This window comes from Actinosynnema sp. NPDC020468 (genome assembly GCF_040642015.1).
Taxonomy (GTDB): Bacteria; Actinomycetota; Actinomycetes; order Mycobacteriales; family Pseudonocardiaceae; genus Actinosynnema.
This window is the reverse complement of record NZ_JBFAEO010000066.1, coordinates 25,130-41,709: the sequence shown is the minus strand read 5'-3', so window position 1 is coordinate 41,709 and position 16,580 is coordinate 25,130. Positions and strand designations below refer to the sequence as shown.

11 protein-coding genes are annotated in these 16,580 nt (G+C 69.5%); 8 read left to right on the top strand and 3 right to left on the bottom strand.

What is annotated here, in order from left to right; translation table 11 throughout:
• Positions 1 to 262: 262 nt before the first annotated feature.
• From ilvD to AB0G50_RS32640, 3 genes are all read right to left on the bottom strand, one after another.
• The gene (gene ilvD, locus AB0G50_RS32650) at positions 263 to 2,107 is read right to left on the bottom strand and encodes a dihydroxy-acid dehydratase (protein WP_360116706.1); all 1,845 of its coding nucleotides are present in this window, start codon (positions 2,105 to 2,107) and stop codon (positions 263 to 265) included.
• 84 nt (positions 2,108 to 2,191) lie between these two features.
• Complete coding sequence (locus AB0G50_RS32645; RefSeq protein WP_360116703.1) at positions 2,192 to 2,629, bottom strand: vitamin K epoxide reductase family protein; 438 nt, start codon at positions 2,627 to 2,629, stop codon at positions 2,192 to 2,194.
• The gene (locus AB0G50_RS32640; protein WP_360116700.1) at positions 2,626 to 3,021 is read right to left on the bottom strand and encodes a PH domain-containing protein; all 396 of its coding nucleotides are present in this window, start codon (positions 3,019 to 3,021) and stop codon (positions 2,626 to 2,628) included. The genes AB0G50_RS32645 and AB0G50_RS32640 overlap by 4 nt, the downstream gene beginning before the upstream one ends.
• 286 nt (positions 3,022 to 3,307) lie before the next feature.
• Here AB0G50_RS32640 and AB0G50_RS32635 point away from each other — a divergent pair, with 286 nt between their 5' ends.
• The 8 genes from AB0G50_RS32635 to cimA all read left to right on the top strand — a co-directional run bounded on the left by AB0G50_RS32635 (position 3,308) and on the right by cimA (position 16,435).
• On the top strand, positions 3,308 to 5,146 hold the full coding sequence (locus tag AB0G50_RS32635; RefSeq protein WP_360116697.1) for an acetolactate synthase large subunit: 1,839 nt from the start codon (positions 3,308 to 3,310) through the stop codon (positions 5,144 to 5,146).
• Positions 5,146 to 5,652, top strand: coding sequence for an acetolactate synthase small subunit (gene ilvN, locus AB0G50_RS32630; RefSeq protein WP_360116694.1), 507 nt, complete (start codon positions 5,146 to 5,148; stop codon positions 5,650 to 5,652). The genes AB0G50_RS32635 and ilvN overlap by 1 nt, the downstream gene beginning before the upstream one ends.
• 31 nt (positions 5,653 to 5,683) lie before the next feature.
• Positions 5,684 to 6,697, top strand: a complete 1,014-nt coding sequence (ilvC, locus tag AB0G50_RS32625; protein ID WP_360116691.1) for a ketol-acid reductoisomerase — start codon at positions 5,684 to 5,686, stop codon at positions 6,695 to 6,697.
• Positions 6,698 to 6,766: 69 nt separating this feature from the next.
• On the top strand, positions 6,767 to 7,036 hold the full coding sequence (locus AB0G50_RS32620; RefSeq protein ID WP_360116688.1) for a DUF397 domain-containing protein: 270 nt from the start codon (positions 6,767 to 6,769) through the stop codon (positions 7,034 to 7,036).
• 685 nt (positions 7,037 to 7,721) lie between these two features.
• Positions 7,722 to 9,311, top strand: a complete 1,590-nt coding sequence (serA, locus tag AB0G50_RS32615) for a phosphoglycerate dehydrogenase (RefSeq protein WP_360116685.1) — start codon at positions 7,722 to 7,724, stop codon at positions 9,309 to 9,311.
• Between the two features lie 290 nt (positions 9,312 to 9,601).
• Positions 9,602 to 12,925, top strand: a complete 3,324-nt coding sequence (locus AB0G50_RS32610; protein ID WP_360116682.1) for a S8 family serine peptidase — start codon at positions 9,602 to 9,604, stop codon at positions 12,923 to 12,925.
• Positions 12,926 to 13,186: 261 nt separating this feature from the next.
• Complete coding sequence (locus tag AB0G50_RS32605) at positions 13,187 to 14,227, top strand: 3-isopropylmalate dehydrogenase (RefSeq protein ID WP_360116679.1); 1,041 nt, start codon at positions 13,187 to 13,189, stop codon at positions 14,225 to 14,227.
• 606 nt (positions 14,228 to 14,833) lie between these two features.
• A complete protein-coding gene (gene cimA, locus AB0G50_RS32600) occupies positions 14,834 to 16,435 on the top strand; it encodes a citramalate synthase (protein WP_360116676.1) in 1,602 nt (533 codons plus the stop codon).
• The last annotated feature ends 145 nt before the right edge of the window (positions 16,436 to 16,580 follow it).

Here is a 16,580-nt window from a genome sequence, read left to right as displayed (position 1 = left end):
GTCCTCGCCGGACGGGCAGCGCCTCCGGGGGTTAGGGCGTCGTGTTCTCCCCGTATGGCCTGCCGGAGGCAACCACATGCGTCAAGGGGGCGGTTTTTGAGTTTGGGCGGCGGTAGCGCTGAATGTGCCCCCTTGACACATGCGGTTGGGCTTCGCCCAGGCCATACGGGGAGAACACGAGGCCGCTGCGTTAGGCGTGCGCGCCTGGCGCGCTGAAAGGCCCCCCGACCGGTGTGGTCGGGGGGCCTTTGTGGCAATTGTGTTACTTGTTGACGTCTCGGACTGCGCCCGTTGAGGCGTCCGTGGCCATTCTGGCGTAGGCGCGTAGGGCTGCGGTCACTGGGCGGACTCGGTCCTGTGGTTGCCAGGGGCGTTCCGTGGCGTCCATTTTGGCGCGGCGTTCTGCCAGGACCTCGTCGCTGACCAGGAGGTCCAGGCGGCGGGTGTGGATGTCGATGACGATTTTGTCGCCGTCTTCCACCAGGCCGATGACTCCGCCGCCTGCGGCTTCCGGGGAGACGTGGCCGATCGAGAGGCCCGAGGTTCCGCCGGAGAAGCGGCCGTCGGTGATCAGGGCGCACTTCTTGCCCAGGCCCGCGCCCTTCAGGAAGGCGGTGGGGTGGAGCATTTCCTGCATTCCCGGGCCGCCGGCCGGGCCCTCGTAGCGGACGACCAGGACGTCGCCTGGCTGGATTTCCTTCTTCAGGATGACCGAGACGGCTTCCTCCTGGGATTCCACGACCCTCGCCGGGCCCTCGAAGTGCCAGAGGTCCTCGTCGATGCCGGCTGCCTTGATCACGGCGCCGCGTTCGGCGAGGTTGCCGTGCAGCACGGCGAGGCCGCCGTCCTTCGTGTACGCGTGGGCCACGTCGCGGATGCAGCCGCCCGCGGCGTCGGTGTCCAGGGAGGACCAGCGGTTCTCCGTGGAGAAGGCCTGCGTGGTGCGGACGCCGCCGGGTGCGGCGTGGAAGAGTTCCACGGCCTTCTCCGACGGGGACTCCGCGCGGATGTCCCAGGTGCCGAGCCACGAGGCGATGTCCTCGCTGTGGACGGTGCGGACGTCCTCGTTCAGCAGGCCCGCTCGCCAGAGTTCACCCAGCAGGGCGGGGATTCCGCCTGCCCGGTGGACGTCCTCCATGTGGTAGTCCGAGTTCGGCGACACCTTCGACAGGCACGGCACCCGGCGCGAGAGGGCGTCGATGTCGGCCAGGGTGAAGTCGACCTCGCCCTCCTGGGCGGCGGCCAGGACGTGCAGGACGGTGTTGGTCGAGCCGCCCATCGCCATGTCCAGGGCCATCGCGTTCTCGAAGGCCTTGCGGTTCGCGATCGAGCGGGGGAGGACGGACTCGTCGTCCTCGGCGTAGTACTTGCGGCACAGTTCGACGACGGTGCGGCCGGCCTCGGAGAACAGTTCGCGGCGGGCGGCGTGGGTGGCCAGCGTCGAGCCGTTGCCGGGCAGCGACAGGCCCAGCGCCTCGGTCAGGCAGTTCATCGAGTTCGCGGTGAACATGCCGGAGCACGAGCCGCACGTCGGGCACGCGGAGCGCTCGACCTCGGCCAGGCCGGCCTCGTCCACGTTCGGCGACGCGGAGGCGGAGATGGCGGTGATGAGGTCGGTCGGGGCGACCGCGACGCCGTCCACGACGACCGCCTTGCCGGCCTCCATCGGACCGCCGGAGACGAAGACCACCGGGATGTTGAGGCGCATCGCGGCGTTCAGCATGCCGGGGGTGATCTTGTCGCAGTTCGAGATGCACACGATCGCGTCTGCCTGGTGCGCGTTGACCATGTACTCGACCGAGTCCGCGATGATCTCGCGGGACGGCAGCGAGTAGAGCATGCCGCTGTGGCCCATCGCGATGCCGTCGTCCACCGCGATCGTGTGGAACTCGCGCGCCACGCCACCCGCCTCGCGGATCGCCTCGGCCACGATGTCCCCGAGGTCCCGCAGGTGCACGTGACCAGGCACGAACTGGGTGTACGAGTTGGCGATGGCCACGATCGGCTTGCCGAAGTCCGAGTCGGTCATGCCGGTGGCACGCCAGAGGGCTCGGGCGCCCGCGGCGTTGCGGCCGTGGGTCGTGGTGCGGGAACGGAGCGGTGGCACGGCTCCTCCAAGATCGGGTGTCGCAGGTGTTCGCGAACGGCGCTGTCGTGGGCGCCGGGAGAGGCGGGAGCGGTGCCCCTCAGATTACCCCCGTCGCAACTCCGCGGTGACCAGGACGCCGGCGAGGGCGAGCGTGACCACGTGCACGACGGTGCACCACGGGCAGATCTTGCCGATCAGGGCGAACTCCGCCGTGACGAGGTACACCACGAACAGCACCCCGACGGCGACGGAGCCGAGGCGGAGCCAGCGCAGTCGCGGGTCCCGCCACGCGAACGGCAGGCACAGGGCGGTGACGAAGACGAAGAACACCAGGCCCAGGATCGCCACCGGGACGCCCAGCAGCGTGGACTGCTCGGAGGTGGTGACGGTGCCGCAGTCGAGGACCGCGCCCTCCGAGCACAGCAGCGCCTCGGCGGAGAAGTGCGTCACGGTGAGGTAGGCCGAGACGGCCAGGCCGGCCAGCGCCAGCACCAGGCTCGTGACCTTGACCCACGGGCGTACCTGCGTGTCGGTGCTCACTCGTCGGACTCTACGGAGTCGGGTGTTGCGTTCGGGTCAGGCACGCGGCCGTTGGACACCGCGGCCAGCATCGGCAGGTGGCCGGCGCGCACGGCGGGCAGTCGAACGAGTGAACCGTCGTTCAGCTGCACGCTCAACCACCCCTTCGTGACGACCTTCACGGCCTTCACGTCCGTCCACGGCACCTCGCGCGCGCCGAACGTGCCGCGCGCCCTGATGCGCTCGCCGTCGACCACGGTCCGGTTGCGCAGCACCCAGTACGCGTAACCCAGCGGTAGCAGGTAGATGACCTGGAGACCGGGCGCGGCCCAGGCGACCGGGGTGGCGCACACGACGACGGAGGCCGCGGCGAGGAGGGCGGGGGTGGGGATCCGGAACACGACTTTCGGCACGTGGGAGATGCTGCCACCGCTCCCTCGGGCAGGTGATCCGGGGCGGTGTCCACGCAGGACCGGGTGTCCACGATCCGGGAGTGCCGTCCCGCACAGTTGACGCTCGGCGTAGTTGACGGTTAACGTCACGGCCATGCAGCGCAACCTCGTTCTCGTACTTCGCCGGCGCGTCGACGCCTGAGCAAGCGAGCTTGCGTCGACGCGCGACCCTCGTGCGACCCATTCGGGTTGACGAGGGTTTTTTCGTGCCCGGACCGTGCATTCTCCTTACCCACGAGGCAGACAGATGACCAGCGCAACCTCGCGACCGGCCCCTGGTGAGCCGCCGTCGCCCCGCCCTGGACCGCGGCCGAAACCGGCCCCGCCGAGCGGCGCCCCCGTCCGCGTGACCGGTGCGCAGTCCCTCGTCCGCTCGCTCGAAGCGGTGGGCTGCGAAGTGGTGTTCGGCATTCCCGGCGGCACGATCCTGCCCGCGTACGACCCCCTCCTGGACTCCACCAAGGTGCGCCACATCCTCGTCCGCCACGAGCAGGGCGCGGGCCACGCGGCCACCGGGTACGCGCAGGCGACCGGCAAGGTCGGCGTGTGCATGGCCACGTCCGGCCCGGGCGCGACGAACCTCGTCACGCCGATCGCCGACGCCAACATGGACTCCGTGCCGATCGTCGCCATCACCGGCCAGCAGTCCCGGCCGCTGATCGGCACCGACGCGTTCCAGGAAGCCGACATCTGCGGCATCACGATGCCGATCACCAAGCACAACGTGCTCGTGACGGACGCCGCGGAGATCCCGCGCGCGATCGCCGAGGCGTTCCACCTGGCGTCCACGGGCCGGCCGGGTCCGGTGCTGGTGGACATCCCCAAGGACGTGCTCCAGGAGATGACGTCGTTCTCCTGGCCGCCGGAGCTGCGCCTGCCGGGCTACCGGCCGACCACCCGGCCGCACGGCAAGCAGGTCCGCGAGGCCGCGAAGCTGATCGCCGCGGCGCGCAGGCCCGTGCTCTACGTCGGCGGCGGCGTGATCAAGGCCGACGCCTCGCCCGAGCTGCTGGAGCTGGCCGAGTCCACCGGGATCCCGGTCGTCACCACGCTGATGGCGCGCGGCGCGTTCCCGGACTCGCACCCGCAGCACATGGGCATGCCCGGCATGCACGGCACGGTCGGCGCGGTCGCCGCGATGCAGAAGGCGGACCTGCTGGTCGCGCTGGGCGCGCGGTTCGACGACCGGGTCACCGGCCAGCTGTCGTCGTTCGCGCCGGACGCGCAGGTCGTGCACGCGGACATCGACCCGGCGGAGATCTCCAAGAACCGCCGCGCGGACGTGCCGATCGTGGGCGACTGCAAGGAGATCATCACCGAGCTGATCGAGGCGGTGCGGGTGGAGAAGGAGAACTCCACGCGCACGGTCGACCTCGCGCCGTGGTGGGACACGCTGAACGACATCCGCGACACGTTCCCGCTCGGCTACGACTGGCCGGAGGACGGCACGCTGTCGCCGCAGTACGTCATCGAGCGGATCGGCGCGCTGACCCCGGCGGACACCCTGTACACCGCGGGCGTCGGCCAGCACCAGATGTGGGCCTCGCAGTTCGTGAAGTACGAGTCGCCGCGCACCTGGATCAACTCCGGCGGCCTCGGCACCATGGGCTACGCGGTGCCGGCGGCGATGGGCGCGAAGGCGGGCGTCCCGGACGTCCAGGTGTGGGCGATCGACGGCGACGGCTGCTTCCAGATGACCAACCAGGAGTTGGCCACCTGCGCCATCGAGGGCATCCCGATCAAGGTCGCGGTGATCAACAACGGCAACCTGGGCATGGTCCGGCAGTGGCAGACGCTGTTCTACGGCGAGCGCTACTCCAGCACCGACCTGGGCACGCACAAGCACCGCATCCCGGACTTCAAGCTGCTGGCCGAGGCCATGGGCTGCGCCGGGCTGCGCGCCGAGTCGCGCGACGAGGTCGACCAGGTCATCGCGCAGGCCATGGAGATCAACGACCGCCCGGTGGTCATCGACTTCGTGGTCGGCAAGGACGCCCAGGTGTGGCCGATGGTCGCGGCGGGCACCGGCAACAGCGAGATCATGGCCGCGCGGGGCATCCGCCCGCTGTTCGACGAGGACGAGTGATGACAAGGCACACGCTGAGCGTTCTGGTCGAGGACAAGCCCGGTGTCCTCGCGCGGGTGGCGGGCCTGTTCTCCCGTCGTGGCTTCAACATCGAGTCGCTGGCGGTCGGCCGCACCGAGCACCCGGACATCTCCCGGATGACGATCGTGGTGTCGGTCGAGGAACTGCCCCTCGAACAGGTGACCAAGCAGCTGAACAAGCTGATCAACGTCATCAAGATCGTGGAGCTGGAGCCGTCGTCCGCGGTGCAGCGCCAGCTCCTCCTCGTCAAGGTCCGCGCGGACGCCACCGTCCGCAGCCAGGTCCTCGAAACCGTGCAGCTCTTCCGCGCGAAGGTGGTCGACGTGTCGCCCGAAGCGGTGACGGTCGAGGCCACCGGCACGTCGGAGAAGCTGGACGCGCTGCTGCGCATGCTGGAGCCCTATGGTCTCCGCGAGATCGTCCAATCCGGCATGGTCGCCATCGGCCGTGGCGCCCGTTCGATCACCGCGACCGCGGTGCGCTGAGTTTTCGTTCGTAGGAAAGGGAGAACCACCAGTGAGCGTCGAGATCTTCTACGACGACGATGCCGACCTGAGCATCATCCAGGGGCGCAAGGTCGCGGTCATCGGCTACGGCAGCCAGGGCCACGCCCACGCGCTCAGCCTGCGCGACTCGGGCGCCGAGGTGCGGATCGGCCTCCAGGAGGGCTCGAAGTCCCGCGCCAAGGCGGAGGAGGAGGGCCTGGTCGTCGGCACCCCCGCCGAGGTCTCGGAGTGGGCCGACCTGATCATGGTGCTGGCGCCGGACACCGCGCAGCGGCACATCTACGCCGAGTCGATCGCCCCGAACCTGAAGGAGGGCGACGCCCTCTTCTTCGGCCACGGCTTCAACATCCGCTACGGCCTGATCACCGTTCCGTCCGGTGTGGACGTCGCGATGGTCGCCCCGAAGGGCCCGGGCCACCTCGTCCGCCGCCAGTTCGTGGACGGCAAGGGCGTGCCGGCGCTGATCGCGGTCGAGCAGGACGCCTCGGGCAACGCCCAGGCGCTGGCGCTCTCGTACGCCAAGGGCATCGGCGGCACCCGCGCGGGCGTCATCAAGACGACGTTCAAGGAAGAGACCGAAACCGACCTCTTCGGCGAGCAGGCAGTCCTGTGCGGCGGCGCGTCGGCGTTGGTGCAGGCGGGCTTCGAGGTGCTGACCGAGGCGGGCTACGCCCCCGAGGTCGCGTACTTCGAGTGCCTGCACGAGCTGAAGCTGATCGTCGACCTGATGTACGAGGGCGGCGTGGCCCGCATGCGCTACTCGATCTCCGACACCGCCGAGTACGGCGACCTGACCCGCGGCCCGCGCGTGATCACGCCGTCGGTCAAGGAGGAGATGCGCAAGATCCTGGGCGAGATCCAGGACGGCACCTTCGCCACCGAGTGGGTGAACGAGGACGACGCCGGCCGCGGCAACTACAAGAAGTTGCAGCAGGAAGGCGAACAGCACCCGATCGAGGAAGTCGGCAAGAAGCTGCGCGGCCTGATGTCCTGGGTCGACCGCCCGATCACCGAAACCGCTTAGTACCAGCGGTTTTCCCACCGGGGTGTGCGGTGTACCACCACGCCGCACACTCCGGTATACCTATCAGCCATGACCGAGAGCGCGCCGATCTACGACGACAAGGCCCACGTCCGTGGCAACCTGGACCTGACGGCCGCCACCTGGATCCGAAGCGACGAGGGCGCGGAGGACGAGGAAGAACACGTGGAAATCGCCTTCGTGGAACACACGGACGGCATCACGTACACCGCGATGCGCAACTCGGCCCACCCGGAAGGCCCAGTCCTGGTCTTCACCCCGGCCGAATGGGAAGCCTTCATCCTGGGCGTCAAAGACGGCGAGTTCGACGAGCCCTGGTGACCACCCAGTCCCAGCAGCCTCACCCGCCCCACCCCAACCCCCGCAAGCGCACCCGCCCCACACACGCCCCCCGCGCCACCCACACACCGCAGGGCACGCAGCCCAGCGCCATGGTCGCGCCGACCAAGCCGGTGGCCTCGTGTTCTCCCCGTATGGCCTGGGCGCAGCCCAACCGCATGTGTCAAGGGGGCACATTCAGCGCTACCGCAGGCCAAACTACGAAACGGCCCCCTTGACGCATGTGGTTGCCTCTGGCAGGCCATACGGGGAGAACACGACGCCCTACCTCCCCGGAGGCGCTGCCCGTCCGGCGAGGACGCCTTAAACGCAGGCCAACACCCAACAGACACCCGCCACACGCGAGCCACACCCCAACAGCCGCACCCCACCCGCGAGCCACGCCCAACAGCCGCACCCCACAGCCACACACCGCCTCACGAACTTCGCAAGTGGACAACCCACCCGCCCCCACCCCCCAAGCGGCAGACCCAGGACGCGCCCGGACAAAGCGGTCACCGGGCAAACCAGCAGGTGGGATGGGGCACCCAGGTGGCGGGAGTCCCACCCACCGCGACTATGCTCGTTAACAACCCGGACACATCGCCGTGGCCGGGCGGCGCGGGTATCCCGCTGCACTCAGGCCGCCCGCGCTCCCCACCCGAACACACCTCCGGGAGCGACGTCCGTGACCAAGCCCGTTGTCCTGATCGCCGAGAAGCTCGCACCGTCCGTTCTCGACGTCTTCGGTGATGGCATCGAGGTCCGCCACGTGGACGGCACCGACCGTCCGGCGCTCCTCGCAGCAGTCGCCGACGCCGACGCGCTGCTGGTCCGCTCCGCCACCAAGGTCGACGCCGAGGTCTTCAAGGCCACCACGAAGCTGAAGGTCGTCGCCCGCGCGGGTGTCGGCCTGGACAACGTCGAGGTGCCCGCCGCCACCGAGCGCGGCGTGATGGTCGTGAACGCGCCGACCTCCAACATCGTCAGCGCCGCCGAGCACGCCGTGGCCCTGCTGCTGTCCGTCGCGCGCCAGATCCCGGCCGCGCACCAGACGCTCCAGGACCACAAGTGGAAGCGCAGCAAGTTCAACGGCGTCGAGCTCAACGGCAAGACCGTCGGCGTCGTGGGCCTGGGCAAGATCGGCCAGCTGTTCGCCGCCCGCCTGGCCGCGTTCGGCACCGAGCTGATCGCCTACGACCCGTACGTGTCGCCGCAGCGCGCCGCGCAGCTGGGCATCGAGCTGGTCACGCTGGAGGAGCTGCTGGAGCGCGCCGACGCGATCAGCATCCACCTGCCGAAGACCCCGGAGACCAAGGGCCTGATCGGCGCCGAGCAGCTGGCCAAGGTCAAGCCCGGCGTGATCATCGTCAACGCCGCCCGCGGCGGTCTGATCGACGAGGCCGCGCTGGCCGAGGCGGTCAGGGAGGGTCGGGTCGGCGGCGCCGGCATCGACGTCTTCTCCACCGAGCCCACGACCGAGAGCCCGCTGTTCGGCGTGCCCGGCGTCGTCGTCACGCCGCACCTGGGCGCGTCGACCACCGAGGCCCAGGACCGCGCCGGCACGGACGTGGCCCGCTCGGTGCTGCTCGCGCTCCAGGGCGACTTCGTCCCGGACGCGGTGAACGTGCAGGGCGGCGGTGTGGTCGGCGAGGAGGTCCGCCCGTACCTGCCGCTGGTGCAGAAGCTCGGCACGGTCGTCGCGGCGCTCAGCGCGAAGGCGCCCACCAGCGTCACGGTCGAGGTCCGCGGCGAACTGTCCAACGAGGACGTCGCGGTGCTCCCGCTCGCCGCGCTGCGCGGTGTGTTCTCGAGCGTCGTGGAGGAGCAGGTGACGTTCGTGAACGCGCCGGCGCTCGCCACCTCGCTCGGCGTCACTGTGGACCTGGTGAAGGAGCCGGAGAGCGCGAACCACCGCAGCCTGGTGACCGTCCGCGCGGTCCAGCACGACGGCGCGGTCATCACCGTCTCGGGCACGCTCACGGGTCTGGACCAGGTCCAGAAGGTGGTCGGCGTGAACGGCCGCAGCTTCGACCTGCGCGCCGAGGGCAACGTGCTGCTGCTGGAGTACCCGGACCGCCCGGGCGTCATGGGCACCGTCGGCACCCTGCTCGGCGAGGCGGGCGTGAACGTCGAGGCCGCGCAGATCAGCCAGACCAAGGACGGCGCGGACGCGTTCATGCTGCTGCGCGTCGACCGCCCGGTCGACAACGCCGTGCTGGACCCGATCGGCGCGTCCGTGGGTGCCCACACCGTGCGTGCGGTCGACTTCGAGTGACGGCTCGGTAACCCAGGGGCACAACACCCCGAACGAGGACAAACCTGGCCCCGGGGCCTGCGGATGCACCATCACCGCAGGTCCCGGCGCTGTAATGGTTGACGGTTGAGTGTCAAATCTGTGGTTGTCGTCACTCATTTGGCCTAATTGATCGCGAAGCTCACTCGATTAGGTTTCCCCCACGAGGTTGACCCGGTGCCGTAGAGGGCACGGCACCACGCGGGCACGTCCCCCTACCGCATGAAGACGCTGCCCGTCCGGGTCGAATCCGACCTCATTTGGGGCACGTTGTGAGTCGATCTCGCGTTGTCGCCAGATCCGCCGTACCGGTGCTGGCCGCGATTCTCGTCGCGGGTTCCACCGCCGGTACCGCGCTGGCCGCCGAAGATCCGGCACTCGCGCCGTCCGTCGCCGCTGCGCACGGGCTGGACGCGGGCAGGTTGCAGACCAAGGTCGCCAAGCGGCTCTCCGCCGCCGAGGGCAAGGTCACCGCGTTCGTGGAGCTCGAGGCCAAGCCGGCCGTCGACACGTTCGAGGAGAAGACCGACCAGGGCGCGACCAAGCAGCAGGCGAAGGACGCCGCCAAGGCGACCAAGGCCGACACGACCAAGGTGACCGACCAGGTCGTCGGCGCGCTCAAGGGCAAGGACTCGGGCACCAAGGAGGTCTACCGGACCGCCAACGGCGTGCCGGGCGTCGTGGTGCAGGCCGACGCGGCCAAGCTGCGCGAGCTGGCCGACCGCTCGGACGTGAAGTCCATCCGCACGGTGGTCCCGAAGTCCCGCACCAACTCCAACGCGGTGCAGCTGACCAAGACGCTCAACGCGTGGCAGCAGTACGGCAAGCTCGGCGAGAACATCCGCGTCGGCGTCATCGACACCGGCATCGACTACACGCACGCGGACTTCGGCGGTCCCGGCACGGTCGAGGCGTTCGAGGCGATCGACGAGACCAAGGTCGACAAGTCCTACTTCCCGACCGCCAAGGTGGTCGGCGGCTACGACTTCGTGGGCAACGGCTACGACGGCGACAGCAAGGACCCGGCGGTCAACACCCCCAAGCCGGACCCGAACCCGATCGACTGCAACAGCCACGGCACGCACGTCGCGGGCACGACGGCGGGCTTCGGCGTCAACGCCGACGGCAGCACGTTCAAGGGCGACTACACGAAGCTGACCCCCGAGGCGCTCAACGCGCTGCGGATCGGTCCCGGCACCGCGCCCAAGGCCCTGCTGTACGCGCTGAAGGTGTTCGGCTGCGAGGGTTCGACCAACGTCACCTCGCAGGCGCTCGACTGGTCGCTCGACCCCGACGGCGACGGCGACTTCTCCGACCACCTCGACGTGGTCAACCTGTCGCTCGGCTCCGACTACGGCGCACCGGACGACCCCGACAGCCTGTTCGTGCGCAAGCTCAACCAGCGCGGCATCGTCACGGTGTTCGCCGCGGGCAACGGCGGCGACCTGTACGACGTCGGCGGCTCGCCGGGCTCCACGCCCGAGGCGCTGACCGTCGCCAGCGTGCGCGACTCGTTCGTGCTGCGGGACGCCGCCGAGGTCACCGCGCCGGGTGCCGCGGCCGGCCGCAAGCCCGGCCAGTACAGCCAGAGCTTCAACTACCAGGGCGTCGACGTGACCAAGCCGGTCGTCGCGCTGTCCGACCCGGCGAACAAGGACGGCTGCCTGCCGTTCTCGGCCGCCGACGCCGCCGCCGTGGCGGGCAAGTTCGTCTGGCTGGAGTGGGACGACAACGACGCCACGCGTCGCTGCGGCTCGGCCGGCCGGTCGGGCAACGCGGTCGCCGCCGGTGCGGCCGGCGCGGTCTTCTCCTCGGCGCTGGAGAACTTCAACGCGGGCATCTCGGGCAGCCCGGTGATCCCGGTGTTCCAGTTCACCGGCTCGGCCACCGCGGCCCTGCGCCCGGCGCTCGCCGCCGGCACCCTCGTCGTCCGCCAGGCGGGCGAGCTGCGCACCGCGCTGCCGACGTACGACAACTCGATCTCCGACACGCCCAGCACGTTCACCTCGCGCGGCGTGCGCGGCCCGATCGTGAAGCCGGACGTCGCGGCGCCCGGTGACACCATCGCCTCGGCGCTGGTCGGCTCGGGCAACAAGACGCTGGTGATCAGCGGCACCTCCATGGCCACCCCGCACACCACCGGCATCGTCGCGCTGGTGCGCGAGGCCCACCCGGACTGGAAGCCGGAGGAGGTCAAGGCCGCGATCATGAACAGCGCGGGCGCCGACGTGAAGCAGGACGGCAAGACCTACGGCCCCAACCGGGTCGGCGCGGGTCGGGTCGACGGCAAGGCGGCGCTGGACAACCAGGTGCTCGCCTACGTGCAGGACGACCCGGGCGCGGTGTCCGCGTCGTTCGGCACCGTCGAGGTGGCCAAGCCGGTGTCGCTGACCAAGACCATCAAGGTGGTCAACAAGTCGACCAAGTGGGTGGACTACAAGGTCGGCTACGAGGCCATCACGTCGATCCCGGGCGTGGAGTACCAGCTGTCGGCGGACACCGTCCGGCTCTCGCCGCGCGGCGTCGCCAAGGTCAAGGTGACGCTGAAGATCGCCAACCCGGCCGCGCTGCGCAAGACCGTCGACCCGACGATCGTGCCGTTGCAGCTCGACGTGCCGCGCCAGTTCCTGGCCGACGCGTCCGGTCGCGTGGTGCTGACCCCGAAGAGCGGCGCCACCGTGGCGCTGCGGGTGCCGGTGTACTCGGCGCCCAAGCCGGTGTCGGACATCAACGTGGCCTCGACGATCACCGTCAAGGCCAAGCAGGGCGTGCTCAACCTCACCGGTCGCGGTGTCGACCAGGGTGCCTACAAGTCGCTCGTGAGCGTGCTGGAGCTGGGCGCGACCTCGCCGAAGCTGCGCGAGTGCGGCCGCCGGGTCACCACCGACTGCACCATCAACGACACCGCCAAGGGCGGCGACCTGCGCTACGTGGGCGCCACGTCCACCGCGCCGCTGGCCAAGGCGCAGGGCAAGCCCGCGGACGCGCTGCTCGCGTTCGGTGTCGCGACCTGGGGCAACTGGTACAACCTGGGCAACAACACTGTGCCGTTCATCGACATCGACACCAACGGCGACGGCAAGTACGACTACGAGACGTACGCGTCCAAGCTGACCGACACCGACCTGCTGGTGGCCACCACCGTCGACCTCGCGACCGGGGCGACCGTGGACATCCAGGGCGTCAACGGCCAGTTCGGCGACGTCGACACGAACGTGTTCGACACGAACGTGGTCGTGCTCCCCGTGTTGCTGTCGGCGCTCGGCATCGACCCGTCGGGGTCCACCGCCCGGCTGAAGTACACCGCCGGCGTGTCGGGCTTCTACAAGGCGCCCGGCGCGTCGCTGGTCGACTCGCTCGGCACCGACGTGTCGTTCGACCCGCTCAAGCCCGGCCTGTGGGCGCAGGGCGGCGGCGACCCGGCACTGTCCTACTCGGCCCGTCCGGGCACCGCGCTCGTGGTCAACCGCGACGCGGACGCGCTGGCACTGGACAAGTCGGACAGTCTGCTCGTGCTGAACCACCACAACGCCACCGGCGAGCGCGCCGACGTGGTCAAGGTGAAGGGGCCGAAGGCCACCGGTTCGGCCGGCTGATCCGCCGGATTCCACGCGTGATCGGCGCGTGGGCACTGCTTGATCGCTCTGGCCGGTGGGGGGTTGCCCCGCCGGCCAGAGCCGTTTAAGCCCTTCGGGTGGCACCTGATCGGGGGCACTGGACCGATCGGGTGTCCCGCAGTCCGGGAGATTCGCCCTCTCAAGGGTGTTCCGAGTGCGGTTCACGGGCTCGGTGCCGGTAGCCTTTCGCAAAGGAAAACAAGTCCCGTGCAATGGGACTGATACCTGGGAGGTGTGTGGATGCGGCTCGCAGTGATCCCAGGAGACGGGATCGGGCCCGAGGTCGTCGCCGAGGCCCTGAAGGTGCTCGGCGAGGTCGTCCCGGCGGCGGAGATCACCCGCTACGACCTGGGCGCAGCGCGCTGGCACGCCACAGGTGAGCTGTTGCCGGAGTCGGTGCTGGGCGAACTGCGCCAGCACGACGCGATCCTGCTCGGCGCCGTGGGCGACCCGTCGGTGCCCAGCGGGATCCTGGAACGTGGCCTGCTGCTGCGGCTCCGGTTCGAGCTCGACCACCACGTGAACCTGCGCCCGGCGCGGTTGTACCCCGGTGTGCGCAGCCCGATCGCGGATCCGCCCGAGATCGACATGGTCGTCGTGCGCGAGGGGACCGAGGGCCTGTACGCGGGCAACGGCGGTCTGCTGCGCAAGGACACCCCGCACGAGATCGCGACCGAGGTGTCGATCAACACCTCGTTCGGCGTGGAGCGGGTCGTCCGGGACGCGTTCGCCCGGGCGGCGAACCGGCCCCGCAAGCACCTCACGCTCGTGCACAAGACCAACGTGCTCACGCACGCCGGGTCGTTGTGGTCGCGGGTCGTGGAGGAGGTGTCGTTGCAGCACCCCGACGTGACGGTGGCGTACCAGCACGTCGACGCGGCGACCATCCACCTGGTGACGGACCCGGCCCGGTACGACGTGATCGTGACCGACAACCTGTTCGGGGACATCCTGACCGACCTGGCCGCGGCGGTGACCGGTGGGATCGGGTTGGCGGCGTCCGGGAACCTGGACGTGACCCGGCGCAACCCGTCGATGTTCGAGCCGGTGCACGGGTCTGCGCCGGACATCGCCGGGCAGGGGATCGCGGATCCGACCGCGGCGGTGTTGTCGGTGGCGTTGATGCTCGATCACCTGGGTGAGTCGGAGGCTGCTCGGCGGATCGAGGCTTCGGTGGCCTTCGATCTGGCCACTCGGGATCACACCTCGCCCGGGGCCACCTACGCGGTGGGGGATCGGTTGGCTGCGTTGGTTTCGTCCAACGTTCGGACTGTGTCCTGAGGTTGGGCTGGTTTGGCTGGGTTTGGCCCGGTGCGGCGCCCTCGGAGCTTTGGCTCCGGGGGCGTTGTTTTTTGGGTGCTGGGGGTGGGGTGTGGGTTGGGTTCAGGGCGTAAAAGCGTCCTCGCCGGACGGGCAGCGCCTCCGGGGAGGAAGGGCGTTGCGTGCTCTCCCCGTATGGCCTGCCTGAGGCAACCACATGCGTCAAGGGGGCGGATCGTTCTTCGGCCGGCGGTAGCGCTTAATGCGCCCCCTTGACACATGCGGTTGGGCTTCGCCCAGGCCATACGGGGAGAGCACGCCAGGCTTGGGCTGTGGGGCTGCGCCCCGGTGGTGGTGGCTGTGTGTCCTTTGTGGAGGGTTTGGTGGGGTGATCGGGGGTTTGCGGTGCGTTGCTAGTGAGCGCTAAGTGTGACCGGATCGTGGGAAGGTTGGTCCGGGGCTTGGTATCTCCGGCGGCGGTGTGGCACCATCGAGGTATGGCTCTCCATGCCGTTGTCATTATTTCCCAGCGCGTCGGGTAGTGCTTCCCCAAGCACCCGGCGCGCCGACCTCTCGCACCTTGCGGGGGGTCTTTTTGTTTGTTCGGAAACTTCCTAGGAGACCATCGTGACCACGCTCGGCGATTCCTTCCACGTCTACGACACGACGCTGCGGGACGGGGCGCAGCGGGAGGGGATTTCCTACTCCGTCACCGACAAGATCGCTGTGGCGGGGTTGTTGGACTCGTTGGGGGTCGGGTTCGTCGAGGGCGGGTGGCCTGGGGCGTTGCCCAAGGACACCGAGTTCTTCGCCCGGGCCGCGGCTGGGGAGTTGGTGTTGAAGCACGCCAGGTTGGTCGCGTTCGGGGCCACTCGCAAGGCCGGTGTGAAGGTGCACGAGGACTTGCAGGTCAGGGCGTTGGTCGACTCCCAGGCGCCGGTGGTGACGTTGGTCGCGAAGTCCGATCGGCGGCACATCGAGCGGGCGTTGCGGACCGAGGTCTCGGAGAACTTCGCGATGGTGCGGGACACCGTGCGGTTCCTGGTCGAGGAGGGGCGTCGGGTGTTCCTCGACGCCGAGCACTTCTTCGACGGGTTCGCGTTCGACCCCGACACCGCGCTGCGCACGTTGGAGTCCGCTGTGGAGGGTGGCGCGGACGTCGTCGTGCTGTGTGACACGAACGGTGGTCAGCTTCCGTTGAAGTTGGCCGAGACCGTCGCCGACGTGGTGGCCCGCACGGGTTTCCGCGTCGGCATCCACTGCCAGGACGACACGTCCTGCGCGGTGGCCAACACCATCGCGGCGGTGCAGGCCGGGGCTACCCACGTCCAGTGCACCGCCAACGGTTACGGCGAGCGAGCGGGCAACGCGGACCTGTTCGCCGTCGTGGGGAACCTCGTGACCAAACTCGGCCTTCCCGTGCTACCGCGCGAGTCGCTGGCCGAGCTGACCCGGGTCTCCCATGCCCTTGCCGAGATCGCCAACATCGCACCCGACTCCCACCAGGCCTACGTCGGGTCGTCGGCCTTCGCCCACAAGGCGGGGTTGCACGCGAGCGCGATCAAGGTCGATCCGGAGCTGTACAACCACATCGCTCCGGAGACCGTCGGCAACGACATGCGGGTGCTGGTCACCGAGATGGCGGGTCGGGCCAGTCTCGAACTCAAGGGACGTGAGTTCGGGATCGACCTGACCCGCCGGCCTGACGCGCTGACCAACTCGGTGCGCAAGGTGAAGGAACTGGAGGCGCTGGGCTGGTCCTTCGAGGCCGCCGACGCGTCGTTGGAGCTGTTGCTGAAGGACGAACTGTCCGAATTGGACAACCCGCCGTTCACCCTGGAGTCCTACCGGGTCGTGCTGGACCACCAGAAGGACGGTGGCATTGGGTCGGAGGCCACGGTCAAGGTGCACGTGGCGGGGGAGCGGGTGATCGCCACCGCCGAGGGCAACGGGCCGGTGCACGCGCTGGACGCGGCGCTGCGGAAGGCGTTGCTGCCGCACCTGTCCTGGTTGGACAGCGTGCAGTTGAACGACTACAAGGTGCGCATCCTGACCGATCAGCACGGGACCGACGCGGTGACCCGGGTGCTGGTCGAGTCGACCGACGGCGAGCGGGCGTGGACCACCGTGGGTGTGCACGGGAACATCGTCGAGGCCAGTTGGCTCGCGTTGTGCGACGCGCTGGTGCACAAGGCGATGAGGGAGACGACGAGGGGTCAGGCGGGGTAGGCGGACGGTGTTGCGTCGGGTTGGGCGGTTCGGGTGTGGGTTCGTCGTTCGGGTGCCGGTGTGTGACGGTGGAGTCGGGCGTCGGGTCGGTGACGGTGTGGGCTGAGGTCGGGTTGTGAGGTGTGGGTCCGCGTCCGCTTCCGGC

Coding starts and splice junctions, on each gene's coding strand:
- ilvN (WP_360116694.1), top strand. CDS start 5,146: ATGACAAGGCACACGCTGAGCGTTCTGGTCGAGGACAAGCCCGGTGTC.
- AB0G50_RS32620 (WP_360116688.1), top strand. CDS start 6,767: ATGACCGAGAGCGCGCCGATCTACGACGACAAGGCCCACGTCCGTGGC.
- AB0G50_RS32635 (WP_360116697.1), top strand. CDS start 3,308: ATGACCAGCGCAACCTCGCGACCGGCCCCTGGTGAGCCGCCGTCGCCC.
- AB0G50_RS32605 (WP_360116679.1), top strand. CDS start 13,187: ATGCGGCTCGCAGTGATCCCAGGAGACGGGATCGGGCCCGAGGTCGTC.